Origin of the sequence: Marinicella rhabdoformis (assembly GCF_009671245.1) — a bacterium.
Taxonomy (GTDB): Bacteria; Pseudomonadota; Gammaproteobacteria; order Xanthomonadales; family Marinicellaceae; genus Marinicella; species Marinicella rhabdoformis.
The window spans coordinates 1-23,131 of sequence record NZ_VTFS01000001.1; the positions used below are offsets into that span (position 1 = coordinate 1).

The 23,131-nt window shown below is 42.3% G+C and carries 19 protein-coding genes and 1 tRNA gene; 12 read left to right on the forward strand and 8 right to left on the reverse strand.

Annotation, left to right across the window (positions count from 1 at the left end; all coding sequences use genetic code 11):
- The first annotated feature begins 148 nt into the window (after nt 1–148).
- The 3 genes from FET73_RS15545 (at nt 149) to FET73_RS00015 (ending at nt 2,518) form a co-directional block, all read left to right on the forward strand.
- Entirely contained in the window at nt 149–376 is a 228-nt protein-coding gene (locus tag FET73_RS15545) for an Ig-like domain-containing protein (protein WP_425481523.1), read from the forward strand.
- The gene (locus tag FET73_RS00010) at nt 354–2,129 is read left to right on the forward strand and encodes an Ig-like domain-containing protein (protein WP_179952020.1); all 1,776 of its coding nucleotides are present in this window, start codon (nt 354–356) and stop codon (nt 2,127–2,129) included. The genes FET73_RS15545 and FET73_RS00010 overlap by 23 nt, the downstream gene beginning before the upstream one ends.
- 89 nt (nt 2,130–2,218) lie before the next feature.
- Entirely contained in the window at nt 2,219–2,518 is a 300-nt protein-coding gene (locus FET73_RS00015) for a hypothetical protein (protein WP_179952021.1), read from the forward strand.
- Between the two features lie 88 nt (nt 2,519–2,606).
- Here FET73_RS00015 and FET73_RS00020 read toward each other — a convergent pair whose 3' ends face one another.
- From FET73_RS00020 to trpS, 6 genes are all read right to left on the reverse strand, one after another.
- Complete coding sequence (locus FET73_RS00020) at nt 2,607–3,947, reverse strand: choice-of-anchor B family protein (RefSeq protein WP_154221882.1); 1,341 nt, start codon at nt 3,945–3,947, stop codon at nt 2,607–2,609.
- Nucleotides 3,944–5,221 (reverse strand): metal-dependent hydrolase family protein, encoded by a 1,278-nt coding sequence (locus tag FET73_RS00025; protein WP_154221883.1) that lies wholly within the window; start codon nt 5,219–5,221, stop codon nt 3,944–3,946. Before FET73_RS00025 ends, FET73_RS00020 begins: the two co-directional genes overlap by 4 nt.
- A 60-nt stretch (nt 5,222–5,281) precedes the next feature.
- Nucleotides 5,282–6,589, reverse strand: coding sequence for an aminopeptidase P N-terminal domain-containing protein (locus tag FET73_RS00030; protein WP_154221884.1), 1,308 nt, complete (start codon nt 6,587–6,589; stop codon nt 5,282–5,284).
- A gap of 30 nt (nt 6,590–6,619) precedes the next feature.
- Nucleotides 6,620–6,946 (reverse strand): MGMT family protein, encoded by a 327-nt coding sequence (locus tag FET73_RS00035; RefSeq protein WP_154221885.1) that lies wholly within the window; start codon nt 6,944–6,946, stop codon nt 6,620–6,622.
- 111 nt (nt 6,947–7,057) lie between these two features.
- The gene (locus tag FET73_RS00040; RefSeq protein ID WP_154221886.1) at nt 7,058–8,047 is read right to left on the reverse strand and encodes a hypothetical protein; all 990 of its coding nucleotides are present in this window, start codon (nt 8,045–8,047) and stop codon (nt 7,058–7,060) included.
- Between the two features lie 45 nt (nt 8,048–8,092).
- On the reverse strand, nt 8,093–9,109 hold the full coding sequence (trpS, locus tag FET73_RS00045; protein ID WP_154221887.1) for a tryptophan--tRNA ligase: 1,017 nt from the start codon (nt 9,107–9,109) through the stop codon (nt 8,093–8,095).
- A gap of 139 nt (nt 9,110–9,248) precedes the next feature.
- Between trpS and metJ the strand changes: the two genes are divergently transcribed.
- The 8 genes from metJ (at nt 9,249) to FET73_RS00085 (ending at nt 16,481) form a co-directional block, all read left to right on the forward strand.
- Nucleotides 9,249–9,536, forward strand: coding sequence for a met regulon transcriptional regulator MetJ (gene metJ, locus FET73_RS00050; protein WP_154221888.1), 288 nt, complete (start codon nt 9,249–9,251; stop codon nt 9,534–9,536).
- 282 nt (nt 9,537–9,818) lie between these two features.
- A complete protein-coding gene (locus tag FET73_RS00055) occupies nt 9,819–10,424 on the forward strand; it encodes a thiol:disulfide interchange protein DsbA/DsbL (RefSeq protein WP_154221889.1) in 606 nt (201 codons plus the stop codon).
- 105 nt (nt 10,425–10,529) lie between these two features.
- A complete protein-coding gene (locus tag FET73_RS00060; RefSeq protein ID WP_154221890.1) occupies nt 10,530–10,799 on the forward strand; it encodes a hypothetical protein in 270 nt (89 codons plus the stop codon).
- Nucleotides 10,800–10,868: 69 nt separating this feature from the next.
- Nucleotides 10,869–13,208, forward strand: coding sequence for a TonB-dependent receptor (locus tag FET73_RS00065; protein ID WP_154221891.1), 2,340 nt, complete (start codon nt 10,869–10,871; stop codon nt 13,206–13,208).
- Between the two features lie 71 nt (nt 13,209–13,279).
- A complete protein-coding gene (locus FET73_RS00070) occupies nt 13,280–14,857 on the forward strand; it encodes a peptide chain release factor 3 (protein WP_154221892.1) in 1,578 nt (525 codons plus the stop codon).
- Nucleotides 14,858–14,911: 54 nt separating this feature from the next.
- Nucleotides 14,912–14,988 (forward strand) — tRNA-Met (locus FET73_RS00075).
- Between the two features lie 82 nt (nt 14,989–15,070).
- Nucleotides 15,071–15,604, forward strand: a complete 534-nt coding sequence (locus tag FET73_RS00080; RefSeq protein ID WP_154221893.1) for a chalcone isomerase family protein — start codon at nt 15,071–15,073, stop codon at nt 15,602–15,604.
- Nucleotides 15,605–15,680: 76 nt separating this feature from the next.
- On the forward strand, nt 15,681–16,481 hold the full coding sequence (locus tag FET73_RS00085) for a DUF1338 domain-containing protein (RefSeq protein ID WP_154221894.1): 801 nt from the start codon (nt 15,681–15,683) through the stop codon (nt 16,479–16,481).
- Nucleotides 16,482–16,538: 57 nt separating this feature from the next.
- Here the strand turns inward: FET73_RS00085 and FET73_RS00090 are convergent, their stop codons facing one another.
- On the reverse strand, nt 16,539–17,756 hold the full coding sequence (locus FET73_RS00090) for an NnrS family protein (RefSeq protein ID WP_154221895.1): 1,218 nt from the start codon (nt 17,754–17,756) through the stop codon (nt 16,539–16,541).
- Between the two features lie 139 nt (nt 17,757–17,895).
- Complete coding sequence (locus FET73_RS00095) at nt 17,896–19,563, reverse strand: glutamine--tRNA ligase/YqeY domain fusion protein (protein WP_154221896.1); 1,668 nt, start codon at nt 19,561–19,563, stop codon at nt 17,896–17,898.
- A gap of 153 nt (nt 19,564–19,716) precedes the next feature.
- On the opposite strand from FET73_RS00095, the gene FET73_RS00100 reads away from it, so the two are divergent.
- A complete protein-coding gene (locus tag FET73_RS00100; RefSeq protein WP_154221897.1) occupies nt 19,717–23,124 on the forward strand; it encodes a S8 family serine peptidase in 3,408 nt (1,135 codons plus the stop codon).
- Nucleotides 23,125–23,131 lie beyond the last annotated feature (7 nt).

The window sequence follows — 23,131 nt, forward strand, 5'->3', positions numbered from 1 at the left end:
TCAACCTGATGGCACATGGTCTTGTACTTTGGTCGGCCCTCCTGCTGACGGTGAAGATGTAACCGCTGTTCAAGAAGATGAAGCAGGCAACACCTCTCCTCCAGTCACAGTTCCAGGTGGCATTGATACACAATCACCTGATGCCCCAGTGATTACCTCACCTACTGATGGTGATGTCACTAACAACAACACACCTACAGTCACTGGTACTGCAGAGCCTTTTGCTGACATTGTTGTAACTGGTCCAAATGGTGAAACTTGTACAACACAAGCTGATCAAAACGGTGATTGGTCTTGCGTGATAGCACCCGCTTTAACTGACGGTTCTAATGTCATCAGTGTCGTGGCTACAGATGCAGCGAACAACGAANCCTGATGGCACATGGTCTTGTACTTTGGTCGGCCCTCCTGCTGACGGTGAAGATGTAACCGCTGTTCAAGAAGATGAAGCAGGCAACACCTCTCCTCCAGTCACAGTTCCAGGTGGCATTGATACACAATCACCTGATGCCCCAGTGATTACCTCACCTACTGATGGTGATATCACTAACAACAACACACCTACAGTCACTGGTACCGCAGAGCCTTTTGCTGACATTGTTGTAACTGGTCCAAATGGTGAAACTTGTACTACACAAGCTGATCAAAACGGTGATTGGACTTGCGTGATAGCACCCGCTTTAACTGACGGTTCTAATGTCATCAGTGTCGTGGCTACAGATGCAGCGAACAACGAATCTGCACCTGCCACTGTAACCATAACGGTTGATACAATTGCACCTGATGCACCTGTCATCATCACACCAACCAATGGCGCACCGGTAACAGGTACGGGTGAACCTGGTGCCACTGTAACGGTTACCACACCGGGTGGTTCTACTTGTACAGCTGAAGTTCAACCTGATGGCACATGGTCTTGTACTTTGGTCGGCCCTCCTGCTGACGGTGAAGATGTAACCGCTGTTCAAGAAGATGAAGCAGGCAACACCTCTCCTCCAGTCACAGTTCCAGGTGGCATTGATACACAAGCACCTGCTGCTCCAGTAATCACATCTCCCGTTGATGGTGTAACCACCAATAACAACAGTCCATTAATCACGGGTACTGGTGAAGTAGGTTCTACCATCACGGTCTCAGGTCCTAATGGTGAAAGCTGTGAAACCTTGGTAAATGGTAATGGCGAATGGTCCTGTACCTTAGACACAGCACTTCAAAATGGCCAAAACACCATCACAGCAGTGGCTTCTGATGATGCAAACAATGAGTCGGCTGAAGACAGTGTCACCATAAATATCCAAAGTGGCATAACTCACACTTTAGACATCAATTTTGATGGTGCTGAATTGGTGACTACTGAAATGGGTGGTACCGACACATTCACAGTGGCACTCACATTAACGCCTACAGCTGATGTCACTGTTAATTTAAGCAGCTCCAATACTGATGAAGGCACGGTTGCGCCAAGCAGCTTAACGTTCACAACAGCTAACTGGAACATCGCACAAACTGTGACTGTGACCGGTGTTGATGACACAGACTACGACCTTGATCAAGATTATCAAATCATCACCAGTGCATTGGTTTCTGGCGACAGTAATTACAATGGCGTAAACCCTGCGGATATTGATGCAGTGAACATTGATGATGACGAATCACCAGATGTCAGTGCATTCTTGACTAACTGTGTGGCGGGCATTCAACCCAATCATCCTCTGACTTACTTCTTAACGGTTCGCAACGAAGGTAACAAGGACATCTCAGCGGCTGCGGTCACTGCCATGTTGGGCGATAAAGTAACTGAAGCCAGCTGGGTTTGTGAAGCGTTCGGAGGCGCATCGTGTGGATCAGCCATGGGTACTGGTGACATCAATGCCAATGTGGATTTAGTTGTCGGTTCTCACGCCGTATTCACCATGAGCACTATGGTATCAGGCCAGTTACTTGATTTTATTGATTCAACAGCTGCCATTGCCATGCCGCAAGGCGAAACTGATGTTGACCCATCTAACAATGATGGCGCTGACAGTGACTTGATTTATCAATTCATCTTCAAGAATGGTTTTGATTGTGCTGCACCTGGCACACATCAAGACACCAGTAACTTGTTGATGCAAATTTTAAATCAATAAACTGAGGTTTATAATTAAAAAAGCCGACATGGATTTCCATGTCGGCTTTTTTTGTGGATAATGACATGTATGTAAAAGCGACTAAAAAAATGGACACTCTCAACACATACGCAGATTTTTTAACCTATTTTATGTCTTTAATTGTGCTCGGCATAGCCATTAAGTACCGATACATTTCACCATCTAAAAAGGAACCCATAACCCTTATGGGCAAGCAGTTTGGGCGTAATCAAGTGACTGGTTTTGCCACCATAGTTTTCATGGGTGTCGTGATTCAGCTGGTTTCTAACACAGTAGGTGCTATGAGAGATGGGTCCATTCTTCAAGAGCCTGTGATGATGGGAAGTTTTGCAGCGTCTTTTGCTTTATTGGTGACTGCAAAAAAATAGCATGCCAAGCCTGCTTCTGTGAATAAAATGCTGAGCCAAGGTTTGCCCCGGACTCATTGATAAGCAAGTTTAAAAAAGTTTAATGCGATTAATCAATTTCAAACCCTGATTCAAAAATCAAATCATCAACAGGTAAATTGACTTTGAGAATAAAAATACCACTGTTGATGTCAGAAATAATCACCATGCCATTGTCAAAAAAAGGATAGACATTCCATGCACCTTGAAAGCTTTGGTTTGAATCTAGTTTGGGAACGGTATCAAAATAAGCCACCTCTTCCATCTCTGCTTTTGATAAATCTTTCAGTCTTAAAACACGCAAACCCCGTGAATAATTGGCCTGATATGTATGATTACCGACAATGTATTGGTTGTGATCGATACTGGCGCCACCTGCTTCATGAAAACCTTTAAAGACAGGTTGATCTAAATTCGTCATGTCCATAACCAAAGTTCTGGTATTTAAATCATCTCTGCGTTCATCCAGCTCATCATCTATCACAAAATATTTTTGATCTTCGGTAAACCAGCCCTGATGAGTGTATTGAGACCCTGTATAACCTGTCCTTGATACCAATGTAGGCGTACTTTTTACGGACACATCAACAACGGTCACAGTGTCCTCATTACTGGCTATGCAAATCTCTTTTCCATGATAATCTGTATCAGGACCTGAATAATTCAAGCATTGGGCATCATGGGTATAACCATCAGCTGAAAAACATCCTGCAAAAGTGGGGTTTGATGGTGTATTGATGTCAACCATATGCAAACCACCGTCACAGGTATTACCTCCGGTCAAATAAGCGAATCCTGAATCTTCATTAATCACAATATTATGGGCTTCTTGAAAACCACTTTGTTTGTATACTGACGCTGCGGAAAATGTCACAGGCATGTTTTGGGCATTTAACAGCTGTGAAAGGTCAAATACTTGCATGCCATGATCACCAATGATATCTGCCACTATATAGGCATAGCCATTGTATGTTTTGATGTCACGCCAAGTGCTTGACAAACCTGCTTCACTGGGCAATTGACCAATGTATTGAGGGCTTTGTGGATTTGTGATTTCAATAAATGAAGTGCCGTTTGATCGGCCGACCAAAGCAAAATAACGACCTGAAGCTTCATCTTTCCAGCCCCAAGAGTCAGACCCTTGGCCACCACCTATTGCAGGTAAATCTAAATGCCCAACCAAATCAATATTTTGACAAGGGAAACCATCAGCCAATCCATTAACACATTGGGTGGTCCCTTTGAATTGATAGCCTGTATAAGGTTGGTTATGAGCGGCGTGCATCATTTGGGCAAAATCCCAGTCCGGGTATTTCTTACCTAATATGGCAGAACGGGCTGGCGTTTGACAGGCTTCCGCAGGAAAATCAGCCAACAAAATGGCAATGATTAAAAAAATTATAATTTTCACTTACCTACTCCAGATTTCACCACTTCACCTGATTTAATCACTGTACTGATGTTTTCCATTTGTTTGATGTCATCAAGCGGGTTGTTGTCAACGACAACCATATCGGCATAAAAGCCTAGGGCAATTTGGCCTAACTGGTCAGATTGGCCTAATAATTTAGCCGCATTGACAGTGCCTGCTTGCAGTGCTTTTTTCTCAGACAAACCAGCTTTGACCATCAAAGCAAACTCTTCACCATTGCGACCATGTTCTGAAACGCCGCTGTCTGTACCTAAAGCAAAATTCACCCCGGCTTTGTGTGCTTTTTCAAATGAACCTGCAATAATAGGTCCAATAGTCGCCGCTTTCTTGGCAATCACCGCAGGAAAAAAGCCCTCAATTTTAGATTTTTCTGTCACCCAATCACCAGCAATCAAAGTAGGAACAAGGTATGTCCCATGCTTTTTCATGGCGGAAATCACTTCATCATCTAAATACGTACCATGCTCAATACTAGACACGCCTGCTTTAATGGCTCTTAACATCCCCGCCTTGCCATGGGCGTGCGCAGCAACTTTGAAACCATAATCCTTGGCAGTGGCAATGACGGCTGCCAATTCTTTTTCAGTAAATTGTGCATTGTCTCCGCTGGCCGCTTGACTCAATACACCACCTGTTGCCGTGATTTTGATCAAATCAGCACCGTCTTGATACCTTTGGCGAACGGCCCTTATGGCATCGGCTTCACCATTAACCACACCATGTTCTGGGGTAGGATGAGGAAACAAATGATCTCGGTAACCGTTACTTGGATCGGCATGACCACCGGTTGTACCCAATGATTTAGCAGCAGTATAGATTCTTGGCCCTTTGACCTTCCCTGCTTTGATGGCTTTTTTCAATGCCACCGTTACATTGAAGCTGTCACCCAAATCACGGACAGTTGTAAATCCTGCATTCAAAGTTCGCTCAGCAAATTGCACTGCATTCAAAGTCACATCAGCTTCATTCAATTGGTATTTTTCTAAATAGGTGTTCGGATTGTGCTCAAAAGACAAATGGGTGTGCATGTCCATCAAACCAGGCAAACAATATTGATTGCGATAATCCAAATCAATTTCTGCTTGGCTGTCGTATTTCTCCACTTTAACAAAACGATCACCCTCAATTTCAACCAAACGATTGGGCAACATTTTGCCCGATTCCGCTTCAAATATGTGTCCACATAATATGGTGGTGGCATCAACTTGCGTTGAAAGTGCGGCCATCAAAGCCAAGGTCAGTGTTATTTTCATGGGTATTCCTCTTTTTATTTTATTGAGTTTTTTATATTTTGTATTAAATGGCAGTGAGAATTATAACTGATTCATTATTGCCTCTATTTCTTCAATGGTTTTGGGTGCGTTTTCACTGAGGATTTTGGGACCTTTTTTGGTCACTTGTATGTCATCTTCGATGCGGATGCCTATGCCTTTCCAAGCATCAGGTGCTTTGGTGTTTTGGCCAATATATACACCAGGCTCAACAGTCAGCACCATGTTTTCTTCTAATTCTATCCACAGATCATCAACACGGTAATCACCACAATCATGCACATCCAAACCAAGCCAATGGCCAGTCATGTGCATATAATATTGCGCATACAGTCTTTCTTCCAAGACTTGATCTAATGAACCTTTAAGGATTTTCAAGTCTAACAAACCTTGGCTCAATGTCTTAACAGCAGCATCATGAGGTGCATGCCAATGTTTACCTACTTGCACTTGCTCAATGGCATCATATTGAGATTGCAAAACCACTTGGTATAAATCTTTTTGACGCGCTGAAAATTTACCATTGGCTGGGAATGTTCGGGTGATGTCGGAGGCATAAAAGTCATATTCAGCACCGGCATCAATCAGCACCATGTCACCGTCTTTGATGGCTTGGTTGTTGTTGATGTAATGCAAAATACAGGCATTGTCACCACTGCCTATGATGGGCGGGTAACTGGGGTGTGATTGATTTTTGACCAATTCATGCATGAATTCAGCCTGCAAGTCATATTCATGTTTGCCGGGCTGACAAGCTTGCATCATTCGAATGTGCGCCCTGCTGGCCAAATCAGCAGATTTTTTCATGCATTTGATTTCTTCGTTGCTTTTATACAAACGCATGTCATGAATGGCGTGACTGATGGACATCAGTTCTTCAGGCACGGGTGACTTGTGCCATTTCCTTGATTCAATTGACTTCATCCATTGACTGATTTTTTGATCAAATGCAGCATCTTCACCGAGTTTGAACATGATTTTTTCTCGCCCTTGCATCAGCTGCGGCATCATTTGATCTATTTGCTTAATATCAAAAGCCGCATCAAATCCCAAATCATCTTCAACGCCTTTAGTTCCTAGCATGGGCCCATCCCAAATAATTTTTAAAGGATCTGCTTCACGACAAAACATCAAATGATCACCAAACTCAGAACCTGGGCAAAGCACCAACACCGCATCTGGCTCATTGAATCCGCTGAGGTAATATAGGTCACTGTCTTGGCGGTAGCCGTAATGCACATCGCCATTGCGAAGGTACTCTGCCCTACCATTGAGGATGATGATGCTGTTTTCACCAGCAATTTTCATTAATTGTGTGCGGCGTTTTTTGAATTCTTGGGGTTTAATCATGTGTGGTGTTTTTTTATTTAATGTATTTGCTTAACGTGATGAGTTTTTCCATTGAAAGCGGCTCAAGTCAACCGCATCATTTAAACCCAAAACCACCCCTTCTTTCAACAAGCGATTGACTTGTTCTTGGTGGCTGGGCTGGTCTTTTGGAATTGAAATTTTGCCTTGGCTACTAACAATTCGATGCCAAGGCAATTGATACTTTTGACTGCATGAATGCAAAACACGAGACACTTGACGCGCACTTCGAGGACTGCCTGCCAGTTTGGCAACCTGACCGTAAGTTGCTACCTTGCCTTCTGGCACTTGGGCAATCAAGTTAATGATGGTTTCAGTTAATGTACTGAGGGGTTTCATGCCAATAGATTTCACCTAAAAGCTGATTTTACATCTATTTTCGCACACAGACAAAAAAAAAGGCGGTTCAAAGTGAATTGACCGCCTTTACATTTTACTGATGATGCTTGATCATTCTAGTTTTGCCTGATCATCTTTAACGGATGAACCACCACCAAATTTATCTTTGGTCCAGCCCACTGCTTTTTCTTTAAGCTCAACAAACTTCTTAGAACCACGTTCTAGTTTCGCTTCCCATTCAGGGTTGGGTTCTTGTCCTTCAGTCACTTTAAAGAAAACTTGCATCAAAGCCGTCATGGCGATGGGATCAATCAAAGCCGCTTTGATACCCCAAGCTGTCACTATGGCCAGCACCAAAACCCACATATTTCCGTCATAACCGGTTAAACTCATCAGGCCTGCCAATGGGGCAAAAACAATGATCAACACAATCAATGACAACACCCAAGTGATGATGGTCAGAAACAATGCGTTTTTTAAAAATGTTTTGTAATTTTGACCATACAGAACCAAAGCCTTTCTGGCATCTTCCCAAGGGTTTTCCGAGTTGTTACGGATGTAATAAGCCAAGATGACTTCGTCAACATAAGTGAGTGACATGTTAACTACACCATTAACGAATTTAACCAAACCTTGAGGCAAAAATGGCAAGAAACTCATCACTCCTGAAAAAATGCGGTTAAAAGTTTTCAGCACACCTTTAATGATTTGATCCACACCAAACAAGATTGATGATTCTTTGAAGCGTTCCTTGACCACTTCTTGGGCGTATTTAACTTGGCCTTTACCTTCTGGCATGGGCTCACCATCTAAATGCTTTACGATGACGGCGATGTGACCTGCTTTGACCATATACAGCAAATATTCACGGACATAATACAAAACACCACTGACGATAGAAAAACCACCGACCATGCCGTAAAAAATACCACCTTCCTTACTGTCACCGACACTACCAACCAGGCTGCCAATACCACCGCCTAAACCGGTTCCTAAAATATAGGCCAAGGTGATGCCCATGTATATCAAAAACCGAAACAGCACAAACTCTTTGGTTTTCCATAACGTGCCCAGTACCTGACCTAATTTAAAATCCCACATAATTCACCTCCAATTCAGGCGAATTCAATCACCTGTTTATACATTTTACTTGATTGGTCGGATACCCACTGCTTGTTTCAACTTGGCCAACAAAGGCGTTGCATAAGCACGGGCTTTTTCCGCCCCCTTAATTAATTCCTTTTCTATTATATCGGGGTTTTCCATCAGCTCGTTGTATTTTTCTCGAGGTCCTGACAATTCTGTGTTGATCATCTCAAAAAGCTGCTGTTTGGCTTCACCCCATGCGATCCCGTTCTCAAAAGCCGTACGCATTTCATTCACCTGCGATTCAGTTGCAAACGCCTTATAGATATCAAACACAAAAGAATCGTTCGGATCTTTAGGCTCCCCCGGCTCTAACAGGTTGGTTTTGATCTTCATGATGTGTTTTCTGAGCTTTTTCTCAGGCAACCACAAAGGGATGGTGTTGTTGTAACTTTTACTCATCTTTCGACCATCCAAACCTGGCAAAATCGACACCTTGTCATCAACAATGGTTTTCGGCATTTTAAAATGCTCACCAAAATGGTGGTTAAAACGGGCACCGATATCACGGGCCATTTCTAAATGTTGCGTTTGGTCTTTACCCACTGGCACTTCATCGGCATTGAACATCAGGATATCAGCTGCCATCAAAACAGGGTAACTGAACAAACCCATGGTGACACCTTTGTCAGGATCGGCTTCGCCCTGTTCCGGGTTTTCGGCTAGGTTTTCAGCCACCTGCGCTTTGTAGGCATGTGCACGGTTCATCAAACCTTTTGAAGTCATACAAGTTAACAACCAGGTTAATTCTGGAATTTCAGGAATGTCAGATTGGCGGTAGAACATGGCTTGATCTGTGTCCAAGCCCAATGCCAACCAAGTGGCTGCGATTTCTTTGGTTGATTGTGCCACGCGATCAGGTTCCCAACATTTAATCAAGGCATGAAAATCTGCCAAGAAAAAATAACTGTTGATGTCATCCAGTTTGCTTTTTTTAATGGCTGGTTTAATTGCGCCAACATAATTACCTAAATGTGGTGTGCCTGTGGTCGTTATTCCTGTCAAAACCGTGGTCATGTCCTGATTCCTTGATTCAATAAAGCGGGCTATTTTAATCCTGCCCACCACATTTGGAAAGCCCAATTTGATTTCTTCGACTGGTAAATCGCATCACAAATAAGCTAAAATGTAGCCTTTCAGACTTCTAACAGTATTTATGTCTTGGCAAGGAAACTACATCAACCCCTATGTACCACACGGAAAAAAGTGCGATAAAGTTAAGAAAATCACCGTTTCAATCCCATTCGAAGTACTGAAAATACTCACCGACGAACGCACCCGCAGACAGGTAAGCAACCTCAAGCACGCCACCAACAGTGAATTACTCTGTGAAGCATTTCTTCATGCATATACAGGTCAGCCTTTACCCACAGATGAAAATCTCAGCAAAGACAGCAGTGAATATGACGACATGCTGATTAATGCATCTAAGGAAGATTGCTAAAATTTGCCTACCTGGATTAACTAAAGCAAGGGTCGATTTTTCGTCACTGACGTATTTTTAATGATTTCAAAAAAATAGGAACTAATTGTAGGAAAAACGAGGACAGGCACTCCTTCGGAAAAACGAGGACTGTAGTGGTACAGTGAGTTGTTTCAGGCGATTGAGTTAGTTTAACGCAGTATTCTATAGAAAGGCTTTTATTGGACCATTAATAATTAACATGTTGTAGCTGAACTTTTTTGAGTTGAAGCAGTCTGATGGTTTTTTACAATATTTAAAACCATGTTCAAATCACTGTTAATATATCTTTTCCTTATCACTGCGACTCAACCTGCACATAGCAATTCAGAATTTCAAGCTGGCATTCATTATCAAGTGATGTCACCCGGCATAACCGCCGAAGACAATAAGTCTGTTATTTATGAGTTCTTTGGTTATACCTGCCCCGGCTGTTATGCCATGCAACCTGTGATGCATGAGTTAGAAGACAAAGCTGAGTTTAAATTGATTCGTGTTCCAGTAGTTTTTCATGAAACCTGGGAGCCTTTTGCCAAAACATACCATACATTAGAGTTAATGAACTTAACTGAAAAAACACATGCTGCAATTTTCAATGCCATCCACGTGAATAAAAAAGCCTTGAGAAACCTCGAACAAATAGCAGAGTGGCTGGATGCCTCTTTTGATATTGATAAACAAGAATTTTTATCAATGAGCAAATCTTTTGCGGTAGATGGCAAAATGAGACAAGCAGAGAAACTAAGAAAGTCGGTCAATGTCACCAACACCCCCACTTTAATTATCAATGGAAAATATAAACCCAATAACAGCAAATTGGGTACAAAAACCAACATCATCAAAGCATCTCAAGAACTGCTAAAAAAATAAAACACAATTCAGCGTGAACATTTTTTATTACATCACGCTGATTTATTTTTAAACACAGGCATTTTGGCCTATTGATTCTTAATCCACTTTTCCTATAATGTGGTGATGAACTTTAAAAGCATACACAGTTTCATTTTTGTTTTGTTGTTGGCACTAACGTCCAACAACCTGCATCAATGGCAACCGCACGCCGAAGATTCGGTATGTGAAGTGTGTTTACTCAGCAGCCACGATGGCGTCATCCCTGCTGAAACTGATCTTCATATTCAAATTGCTGAACTTACTGTTCATCAATGGAAAAATATTGAACACAAACACCTTGTTCAAGGTGCCTTCATTGAACCCATTCGCGGCTCACCTATAAAAAATACTTAAATTAAAGTTACTCATCACATGCACTTTATTCTGCATGTCTTTGTTTTATATGATTTTTAAGGATTTTAAATGCGTTATATTTTTTTATTGGTGCTGGCTTTTGGTGCCAAAGCACAAACTGATACTGCCGACTTGATTGGCTCATTAATTGACAAGAGTGGCGAACCACTTGCTCAAGTAACCGTCCATTTATTGGACTTGAACACCCAGACACAAACTAACAACCAAGGTGTTTTTACCTTTGAGCAATTGCCATTGGGAGAGTATGAGATTGACATTGAAATCTCCACCCAACAACATTACAACACCAGCATTCAACATGATGGCACTGAAGTAACCATCAATGTGGATGACGTGGCTTTAGATAAACTCGTGGTTTCTGCCAACCCTTTAGAGCACAACCAACTCAAAATGACCACACCTGTGAGCATTCTGGATGAAGAACAACTGGTCATGGACCGCTCTTTAAGTATTGACCAAACTTTGAACAGCATTACTGGCGTAAACTCAGGGAGTTTTGGCGCAGGTTCCGGCCAAGTGGTCATTCGTGGCCAACAAGGTCCCAGAGTAAAAGTATTACAAAACAACACAGGCTTACAAGATGCTTCCAGTGTCAGTCCTGACCATTGGATTTCTAGCGAATCATTGTTAGCAAAACAAATAGAAGTCCTCAAAGGACCTGCAACATTACTTTATGGTGGTGGTGCAGTCGGCGGCGTGGTCAATGTGATAGACAACACCATACCAACGACTGTTCCTGATGATCTGGATGGTGCGATTGAAGGCCGTTTTTCAGACAACACAATAGGCGAACAAGCCTTGACTTTTGGTTTAGATGTGCCAATGGGTGACCAATTTGCAGCACATTTCAGTGGTTTCCAAAATGAAACAGATGATTATCAAATTACTGGTGAAGCAGAATCTGAAATCCTACATGACGCTGAAGGTCATGAAGAACACGAGGAAGAGGAAGAAGAGCATGAAGAAAACCATGGTGTATTAGAAAACTCTTCAGTGGAATCTGATGGCTTTAATTTAGGCTTTTCTCACATCACCGATGCTGGCCACTGGGGCGTATCATACAGTCAATTAAATCGCAATTACGGCATTCCTGGACATGCCCATAACGACGAAGGGCATGAAGAAGAGCATCACGACGATGAAGAAGAACATGAAGATGAGCATGAGGAAGAAGTGGTTAGAATCGATTTAGAAAAACAAGTCTTTAAATTAAAAGGGTTACATCGTTTTTCTGAAGACGGTTTTTTATCTCAAATGAAAATGCACTACGCCAACAGTGATTACCAGCATGTAGAGCTAGAAGGTGATGAAGTGGGCACAGTTTTTGACAATGAAGCTGACGAATGGCGTGTAGAACTAACACATGAACATGTTATTGGGTTTACAGGTGTTTGGGGATTACAATGGAACAACCGTGACTTTTCCGCCATTGGTGAAGAAGCTTATATCTTGCCTTCGGACACACAGAACATTGGCTTGTTTTTGATTGAAGAACGCGAACTATCTCAAGGTCATTTAGAGTTTGGCGCGCGCTTTGATCGACAACAAGTTAAAACCAACCTGTTCCCCACATTGAAAGATAACGCTTTCAGTATCTCAGCAGGCGGCACTTGGGAATTGAACGACCAATGGACCATGCCCATTAATTTTGCACGTGCTCAACGTTTACCTACTGCAGAAGAATTGTTTTCGAACCAATCTGGCGCTGAAGAACTGATTCCTCATTTGGCGACTGGAACCATTGAAATAGGCAACATAGACTTGACTCACGAAACAGCCAATAATTTTGATATTGGTTTGCGTTACCGAGGTGACAAATGGCAGTTCAATGTTTCTTGGTTTTACAATAAAGTCAACGACTTCATCTTTTTGCAAGAAACTCACGAAGACCACCATGATGATGACGAGGAAGAAGAACACGAAGAATACCCTACCTTTGTCTACCAGCAACAAAATGCCACTTTCAAAGGCTTTGAAGCTGATTTGACGCTGTCAATTGATGACGCCTTCAATAACCAATGGGCTTTCCGCTTGTTTGCTGATGCCACCACTGCAAAACTAAGTAAAGGCGGCTATGTGCCGCGCATCCCAGCCAATCGCGTTGGTCTTAATGTGAATTGGTCACGTGGCCCATGGTCTGTGATGTTGGACTACACACATGTAGAACGTCAGAATGACTTGGCTGATTATGAATTACCCACAGCCAGCTATGATGACATGAGCTTAGGGATTAACTGGTTACACTTTGGTACACGAGCAGAAACGTTGGTGTTTTTAAAAGCCAACAATTTGCTAGACGAAGAAATAAGAGAACATGCCTCATTCACCAAGGATATCGCACCACTTCCTGCACGCAGTATCAGTGCCGGATTAAGGGTGAGCTTCTAAAGGCATCCTTTAAAAGAACATGGTTCAATGCTAAAATGCGCAGTCACTTTTTTGACTGCGCATTTTTAACCATGAGCGAACACCAAAACAGACGCACATTTGCCATTATTTCGCATCCTGATGCGGGTAAAACCACCATCACAGAAAAAATCCTTTTATTTGGTGGTGCGATTCAAGTTGCAGGCTCTGTAAAATCCAGAAAATCTGATAAACACGCCACATCTGACTGGATGGAGATGGAAAAAGAGCGCGGTATTTCTGTCACATCTTCTGTGATGCAGTTTCCTTACAAAGGTCGCACAGTCAACTTACTGGACACACCTGGCCATGCCGACTTCTCAGAAGATACTTACCGCACCCTGACCGCCGTTGACTCGGCTTTGATGGTCATAGATTGCGCCAAAGGTGTAGAGGAACGAACCATCAAATTGATGGAAGTTTGTCGCTTAAGAACCACCCCTATTTTTACTTTCATCAACAAGTTAGACCGCGAAGGTAAAGAACCGATTGAGCTATTAGACGAAGTAGAAGACGTACTGAAAATCAATTGTGCACCAATCACTTGGCCGATCGGGATGGGTAAACGACTCAAAGGTGTTTATCATTTTTTGAATGATGAAATCATGCTTTATGAAGCAGGTAAAAACTACGAAACACAAGAAGCCACCATCATCAAAGGTTTACATTCACCAGAGTTTGATGACGCTTTGGGTGATGTTGCTGCAGAATTTCGTGAAGAATTAGAGTTGGTTCAAGGCGCTTCTCATGAATTTGACTTAGATGCGTATTTGGCTGGCGAGTTGACCCCTGTCTTTTTTGGTTCTGCGATTAACAACTTTGGTGTTGAGCCATTACTAGACGCCTTTGTTGAAAATGCCCCTGCGCCACAACCTCGCGCGGCTGAAGAGCGAACTGTTGATCCGTCAGAAAATAAATGTACTGGTTTTATCTTCAAAATTCAGGCCAATATGGACCCCAATCACCGAGATCGCGTGGCCTTCATGCGCATCTGTTCGGGCGTGTTCAAACAAGGCATGAAGCTGAAAAACACGCGTTCCGGCAAAGACATTAAAATTCCCAATGCCCTGACTTTCTTAGCCGAACAACGTGAACACGTAGCAGAAGCACATCCAGGTGATATCATCGGCATCCATAACCATGGCACCATATCAATTGGAGACTCGTTCACTGAAGGTGAGCAGCTACAATTCACAGGCATACCCAGTTTTGCACCTGAATTATTCCGTCGTGCACGCTTGAAAGACCCACTGAAATTAAAAGCCCTACAAAAAGGATTGGCGCAATTGTCTGAAGAAGGTGCGACACAATTTTTCAAACCTTTGATCAGTAACGAATTGATTTTGGGTGCGGTTGGTGTGTTGCAGTTTGAAGTGGTCGCTTATAGATTGGAACGAGAATACAATGTGCATGCCATTTTTGAAAATGTTCAAACCCGAACCGCTTGGTGGGTTGATTCAGATAACGATAAAAAAATGCAGCAATTTCTCAATAAAAATGAAGCCAATTTGGCCCGTGATGCGCACGGTCACTTGGTTTACTTAGCACCTTCAATGGTCAACTTACAACTGGCCCAAGAACGCCATCCAGACATCCGCTTCCACAACACCACAGAAAATTTAAAAACTTAATTTAAAAACCTTGACACAAGGAGCGTATTTGTAGAAAATGCGCTTCCACTTTGTGGCTATATAGCTCAGTTGGTTAGAGCACAGCATTCATAATGCTGGGGTCCCAGGTTCAAGTCCCGGTATAGCCACCATTTCTTTTAATGGTTTCGCAAAGTGCATCACAAAATCCACACCCTGTTTAAACAATACCGTTCCAGCTGTTATAATCATTCAATGAATAAGTTAATTTTGCTGTTATTATTATCACTGACATTTGCACCTCAAGCAATTCAGGCCCAACCTGTGGAATGGCTTACTTTAGGTCAAAACGACTATTCTGAAGGATATAAAACTTTATATCGATTAAAGTTAGAAGTCCCTAAAGGGGTGCATGATGCTTATGACATTAAAAAAGGCATGCAAGTTATGCGTTTCAAGCTCACCTGGTTGCCTCCAGTAACCCAACAATCAGACGTTCATTCACATTTTAAAAACTTGTTAGAAGCCACTTTTAAATCCCCTGAAGACTTGAAGTTCAACCAGATTACATTGACCCGCTTTTATACAAAACTACCCGAAGCTCAAAGACACGACGAATGGCTTTTTGAATACTCGCCTCAAACGGGTACAAAAATATTAATTAAGGGCAAAAAAATACACAGTTTAATTGGTTCTGAAGCCAATGACGCGCTGATTCAAGCGTGGCTCCATAAATCACCTGTTGTGACTGCTAAATTAATGAAGCGCTTGTTAAAGGCACAAAAATAAATTCAGTTCAAAATTAGATTCCTTACTCTAATTGGATTTTCTATAATTATCTTTTTTAAATTTGAATGATATCTTCATGTCAGGCGTAGAAACATTATTTAATAATTTATGGCTTCAATATACAGCCATTAACCCCCAAGCCGAAGCCATACATCAGTTGTTAACTGAGCGTGGGGAAACAGTGGTTAATGACCACATTGCCATTCGGACTTTTAACACGCAAAAACTAGGTATAGATTCGATTGCACAAGTTTTTGTAGATTTGGGTTATGTCAAAAAAGATGCTTATGATTTTTCGAGCAAAAAGCTCAATGCCTTTCACTACGAACACCCAGAAAATCCCAACCACCCCAAAGTGTTCATCAGTGAATTACAAGTAGAGGCATTTTCTGAAGAAGTGCAAGAGATCATCAAAAAACTTGATGACCAGGTTGATGTGACCGCACCTTTTGAAAGTGATTTCATTTATTCTGGCCGCCCTTGGGAATTAACTTTTGATGACTACATTCGCCTGCTACAAGAAAGTGAGTATGCCGCTTGGACCGCAGCCTTTGGTTATCGAGCCAACCATTTTACTGTTTCAATCAACCACCTCACTACTTTCTTTGATATTGAATCATTGAATGACTTTATATTAAACAATGATTTTGCCATGAATGAATCTGGTGGCTTAATTAAAGGCACCCCTGAGCAACTTTTAGAACAATCGTCAACCATGGCACCTTTGGTCAATTTGGCTTTCAGCGATGCCAACCACTTGGTTCCCAGTTGCTTCTATGAGTTTGCCAAACGATATCCCATGGACTCTGGACGCTTGTATCAAGGTTTTATCGCTGCATCAGCTGATAAAATATTCGAAAGTACAGACGCCAAATAAGTTAAAACTGAAAGGACAGTTAAGCCAACTGTCCTTTCATTATTCAATCCCTTTTATTCAACCTGGCTGGCCATCAACACGAGGTTTTAACCAAATCCCGGTGTAACGAATGAAAAACAAACCAAAAGCAAGTACCCACAAGCCACCAGACAAATCAATCACAGCCTGATATGACATAAGCTTGAACGCTGGAAATAGTACACGAATAACCGTTGATGCCACCAACAAACTGAATGACCAAAATAAAACCTGAGGCGGTTGATGTAAATTCCTGCCCGTATGACCAAAACTGACCCTAGCCATCATACCCAAAGTCACCATCGCCAAGCACCCCACTGTAAACAAGTGCAAGGCCAAAAAATAGCCAAATGGTTTAAACACCGACACGGCAGTGGCAGCAAAGCCAAGCACCAAGAAACCATAAGCCACATGCAAAACCCAAACCAATGGCTTTTGCCAAATTTGGTGGTTATACCAACCCATCAACCTGGCAGCATGCAGTCCAAAACTGACCAAAGACAAAGCCAACAACAACCAAGTCCCCCATTCTGTCAACCTGAACCAGTTGATGGTCACAACAAATGCAATCATCACTGGCGGCCACAGCTTTTCAACCCAAGGATAAGATTTGGCTTTGTAATGTTCGGTTACACCATTTTGGCTGAACATAGGGAATACACGGCCGGCCATCACACCAATCAACAACAACATCAAAAACAATGCCGTGCCTGTCATTTGCATCGCATACAACGGTTGTTGTGAAAGTAACATGACATGGGTCATCAGATTCATAGTGAAAAATAAAGCCACCAAAACGATCATCTTGTAATTGCGTTTGTTACCCACTTTGACCAACGGATGGGCAACATAAAAAGTCAAAACAACGCCAAACAATACATCAACCACAGCAATAACCAGGTTAGGTACAGCAGGAACAAAAGCCACCACCCTCCCTAATAACCACAACAAAACCAGCATTTTTAAGTGCCGATGGGAGGCAGTTGGCACACCCGTCCAATTCTTAATAGCTGTGAGTAAAAATCCAGCGATCACAGCCAAACCATAGCCAAAAACCATTTCATGTGCATGCCATAAATTGATGCCGTAATAGTTCAGACCAGGAAAATGCAATCCATGCCGGATACCCAGCCACAACAGCATGGTCACAACCGCATATAAACTGGCACAAAAGAAAAAAGGGCGAAAACCCAGTTGCCATATAGCCAAGCCTTTTACAGAGGCTTTGGCATTTAAATCATTCAATGGAATATTCATGGCAGCAGTGTATGATTAATGCGAACCATTATCATTGATACAGGTCAAGATTGTTGTAATAAACAAAATTAAAGAAAAAAAATACCCGCAATACTTGTTTCAGTATGGCGGGTATTGAGTAATTATAAATAATAAATTCTTAGCTTTCTTGTTCTAATTTAGCCCATGAATCACGCATGGTGACCACTTGATTAAAAATGGGCTTGTCCTTTTCATAAGTCTTATCACGTTTGAAATAAGCATTGCGCTCAAACTGATAAGCCGCATCACTGTTTTGATCAACAATACCTGGTTCTAACATGGCATTGTGGATGATTTCCAAGGAGTCTGGATTGATGGTGTCTAAAAAGTTTTCCACTGACGCAGGCTTAGGGTGATTAAACAAACGATCATACAAACGCACTTCAATGGGTTCAGCGTGAGCCGCAGAAATCCAGTGAATGGTGCCTTTCACTTTACGACCGTCTGCTGTGCCGCCACGACTCTCAGGATCATAGGTACAGCGCAGCTCAATTACATTACCTTCAGCGTCTTTAATGGCTTCTTTGCAGGTGATGTAATAAGCATGACGCAAACGCACTTCCCTGCCCTCAGTGAGGCGGAAAAACTTGCGATTGGCATTTTCTTTGTAATCACTTTGTTCTACGTATATTTCACGGCTGAAAGGGATTTCACGCGAACCAAATGACTCATCTTGTGGGTGGTTACTGCCAGTGAGTATTTCCACTTTGTCTTCTGGGTAATTCTCAATCACCACTTTAAGCGGTCTAAGCACTCCCATCACACGTGGTGCGGTTTTGTTTAAAACATTACGGACCGAATCTTCAAGAACCGTCATTGAAATCACAGATTCTTTTTTGCTGATGCCCACATCTTTGACAAAACTTCTGATGGCTTCAGGCGGATAGCCACGGCGGCGCATTCCTGAGATGGTTGACATTCGCGGGTCATCCCAGCCATCAACCAAATTTTCTTCAACCAGTTGATTCAGCTTGCGTTTAGATGTGATGGTATAGGACACATTCAAACGCGAAAATTCAATCTGTTGCGGGTGACATTCGATGTCTACATTATCAATGACCCAATCATACAAGGGCCTATGGTCTTCGAATTCAAGCGTACACAAAGAATGCGTGATGCCCTCGATGGCATCCGACAGACAATGGGTAAAATCATACATCGGATAAATGCACCAAGCATCACCTGTGTTTATGTGGTGCATGCGCTTGATCCTGTAAAGTACAGGGTCACGCATATTGATGTTGCCAGAAAGCATGTCTATTTTGGCACGCAAAACTTTGGCACCATCAGCAAAATCACCGGCCCTCATGGCTTTAAATAAAGTTAAGTTTTCTTCAACCGAGCGGTCACGGTAAGGACTGTTTTTACCTGGTGTGGTGTAATTACCACGGTTTTCTCGAATTTCTTCTATGGATTGGTCATCGACATAAGCCACGCCTTTTTCAATTAACTGAACTGCAAAGCCATACAGTTGCTCAAAATAGTCCGAAGCATGAAAATTATTTTCGCCCCAATCAAAACCCAGCCATTTGATGTCGTTCTTGATTGATTCTGCATATTCATTGCTTTCTTTTTCAGGGTTGGTGTCATCAAAGCGTAAGTTACATGTTGCTTTATAATCTTGTGCCAAACCAAAGTTCAAACATATCGCTTTGGCATGACCCACGTGCAAATAACCATTGGGTTCCGGTGGGAATCGTGTCAGTATTTTGTTGTGCTTACCGCTGGCCAAATCAGCATCAATGATTTGAGTAATAAAATTTTCTGTGACGTTCTTGTCTGTCATGCCAAATTCTGAAAATAAATAAACCGCATATTTTGACAGTTATCATTATAAAAATCGACATTTATAAGTCATTTATAAAGCACATAATAGAATTAGAACTATTAATCATAAGTCACGAATAATTCAATCTTAAGAATACCTGTACTTGCAATTATGCTAATATATAAACGCCAATTGGGCACCATGTTGTCAATCAATCAAAAACACAATCCTGACATTAAATGCCCAACTCAAAACACATTGACAGTTGATGTCATGGCAAATTTATATTTATCGGAGGAAATAGTGAAAAAATCTTTAACGCTCATGGGGTTGTTTTGTGCATCCCTTTCGTGGTCTAGCGACAATAACATCAGTTTCATGCACCACAAATTTGACCCAATAATTAAACCGCCAGCTGGTACTCAATTCAACTCAGAAAAATCAACCGCAGTAGGTTTAAAGTTCATTCAATTTAACGGAAAAATCAAACAAAATTGGTTAACTCAATTAAAAAACCAAGGGATAAAATTGATTCAATATTACCCTGACAATACTTATTTGGTTTGGGCTTCAGGCCAACAAGTTGAATCACTTGAAAATTTAAACCATATTCGTTGGACCGGGCAATTTTTACCTGAATTTAAGTACAGTGAAAACTTGAAAGGTAAAACTGGAGTGATCAAAAACATTGACGTTCATTTTTATAACAGCGGCAACCCTCAAACAATCATCAGCAAACTGGAACAAATGGGTGCATCAGTTGCACATTACTATGCTGCTGACACCAAAGGCCAAACGTTTGACGCCATTATACAGTTAGATGCCGATTCGGTTAAAAGCATTGGACTCATACCCGAAGTCATTTGGGCTGGTTATCAAAGCGATCTACCCATCTTAGATGATGAAAGTACATCTCAAACAGTGGCAGGCAACTTTGATTTAAGTAACGTTCCCGAACTTAATTATTCTCAATGGTTAACAGATATTGGCCTAGATGGTTCAGGCGTCATTTGGTCAATAACAGATACTGGAGTGGATTATACACACAGTGACTTAAACACCAGAATCGTGGGTGGCTACAATTACCCTGGTTGCGAATTTAATGACCCTGGTGATGACCCAGCCTCTGGTGGTCATGGTACACACGTAGCAGGAATTACAGGTGGTGATGCCACCGGTGGGTTTACAGATGCCGACGGTTATCTTTATGGACTTGGTGTGGCACCAGCATACTCAATCTTTGCTCAAAACCCCATCTGTGGCAGCCAAAATAGCTGGCCACCTGCCGGCGGTTGGCAAGAACTATCAAAACAAGGTGTCTTAGGTGGTGCTGTTGGTTCAAATAACAGCTGGACTTCAGGTGAAGGTGCCAACCATGGTTATCAAGCCACAGAAAGAACCATTGATATGGCGGTTAGAGACGGTAACTTTGATACACCGGCTACAGCTGAAGAATTCATTTGGGTTTTCTCTGCAGGTAACTCAGGTCCAGGCTCTAATACTTTAACTTCTCCCAAAGAAGCTAAAAATGTGATTGTCACTGCCAGTACCGATGCCTATCGTGTATCTGGTAATGTAGATGCCATGTCAGGTTTTTCTAGTCGAGGACCTTCAGTAGATGGCAGGTATGTACCTACCATTGCTGCACCGGGCGGGTCAATTGGTTCTACCCGAAATGATGATGGAGGCTCTTGTGGAACAGCCATTGCTGGCACCAATGATTTGTATTCTTTGTGCTCAGGAACCAGTATGGCCGCACCTCATGCCTCAGGCGCTTTGGTGCTGATCACACAATGGTGGAAGCAAAATAATGCCGGTGAAAACCCCAGTGCAGCGATGGGCAAAGCTTTGCTGGTTAATACCGCTGTTGACATCAATGACGGTGTGCCTATTCCCAACTTCAATGAAGGCTGGGGGCGAATCAACTTAAAAAACTTGTTTCAAGCAGAAACCACATTCAACTTCTTAGATCAGACATATATTTTTGATAACACAGCCGAAACTTGGCAAGTGACTCGTTCAGTGGATGATCCCAATAAACCACTGAGAATTTCTGTTGCTTGGAGTGATGCAGCTGGTGCTGTTGGTGCAAATCCTGCACTGGTTAATGATTTAGACTTAGAAGTCACTACAGGTGGGCAGACTTATCTTGGTAACCAGTTCAATAATGGTACTTCGGTAGTTGGCGGTAGTGCTGACAGCATCAACAACATCGAAAATGTGTTTATTGAAAACCCGGGCAACTCTGTGACGATTAAAGTTACAGCCACTAATATAGCTGGTGATGGTGTGATATATTCAGGTGATGACACCGATCAGGATTTTGCATTTGTTTGTGGCAACTGTTCTGTTGATCCTGATTTTGAAATTGACACCACACCTTCAAATTTATCAGTGTGCTCACCTTCAGATGCAGTTTATGGCCTTGATGTGGTTGGTATCAGTGGTTACACAGATCCGGTAAATTTAAGCGCTGCTGGTACACCTGCTAATGCCACTGTTAACTTTGGATCAACCACAGTGACACCAGGAAACAGTACCACTTTAACCTTGTCAGCTATCGACATGGTGGCACCAGGTTCTTATAACTTTGATGTCCAAGGTCAGTCAACATCAGGAACCAAAGACTATCCTGTCTCACTTTCTGTTTTTGGGTCGATTCCTGGTCAAGTGACTTTAACTGACCCAGCTGATAATGAGTTGAACATTGAATTCATGCCAACTTTCTCTTGGCAAGCAATCAGTAATGCCAGTACCTACTTGATTGAGATTGATGACGACATGAATTTTGGCTCTGTGGATTATTCAATGACCACATCAGAGGTTACTCACAGCATCAATACCAACTTAAACAGTAATACCGTTTATTATTGGAGGGTCAGTGCCAGCAACACCTGTGGTGATTCCATTTATTCTGACGTATTTTCGTTCACAACTTACCCAGCCCCTGGTGATTGCTCGATAGGCAGTTCGGCGCAAGAAGTTTATGGCTATGGCTTTGAAAGTGGCCTAGACACCTGGACAGTTGGAACAAACATTCCTGCGGGACCAGACACCTGGGCTATCAACACAACAAACCCTCATACAGGAACCAATGCCATGCATGCTGAGAATGTGGGAGAAGTTGGAGACCAGATTTTGACCTCACCAGAAATCAGCATCCCTAATGACTTGAACAACCTGACCATGCAATTCTGGAACAACCAAATCATCGAAGATGGCAGTGGCCAATGTTTCGATGGTGGTTTGCTGTTCGTTTCTACGGATGGTGGAAATAATTTTGACCAGGTGACTGATGATAAATTAATAACCGACCCCTATGACTTTACACTCAGTGGTCAATACAGCAACCCCTATGGCGGTTCAAACGCGTGGTGTGGTGACCCCCAGGATTGGCTAAACTCTGTTGTTGATATCAATGACTATTCTGGACAAAATGTGATTTTCAGGTTCCATTTAGCTACAGATTCATCTGTAAATCATGAAGGTTGGTATATTGATGACTTTAAAATCCAAGGTTGTGCTATTGATGACAATGACTTGATATTTGAAAATGGATTTGAAGTTCCTGCACCTTAACTTTTAA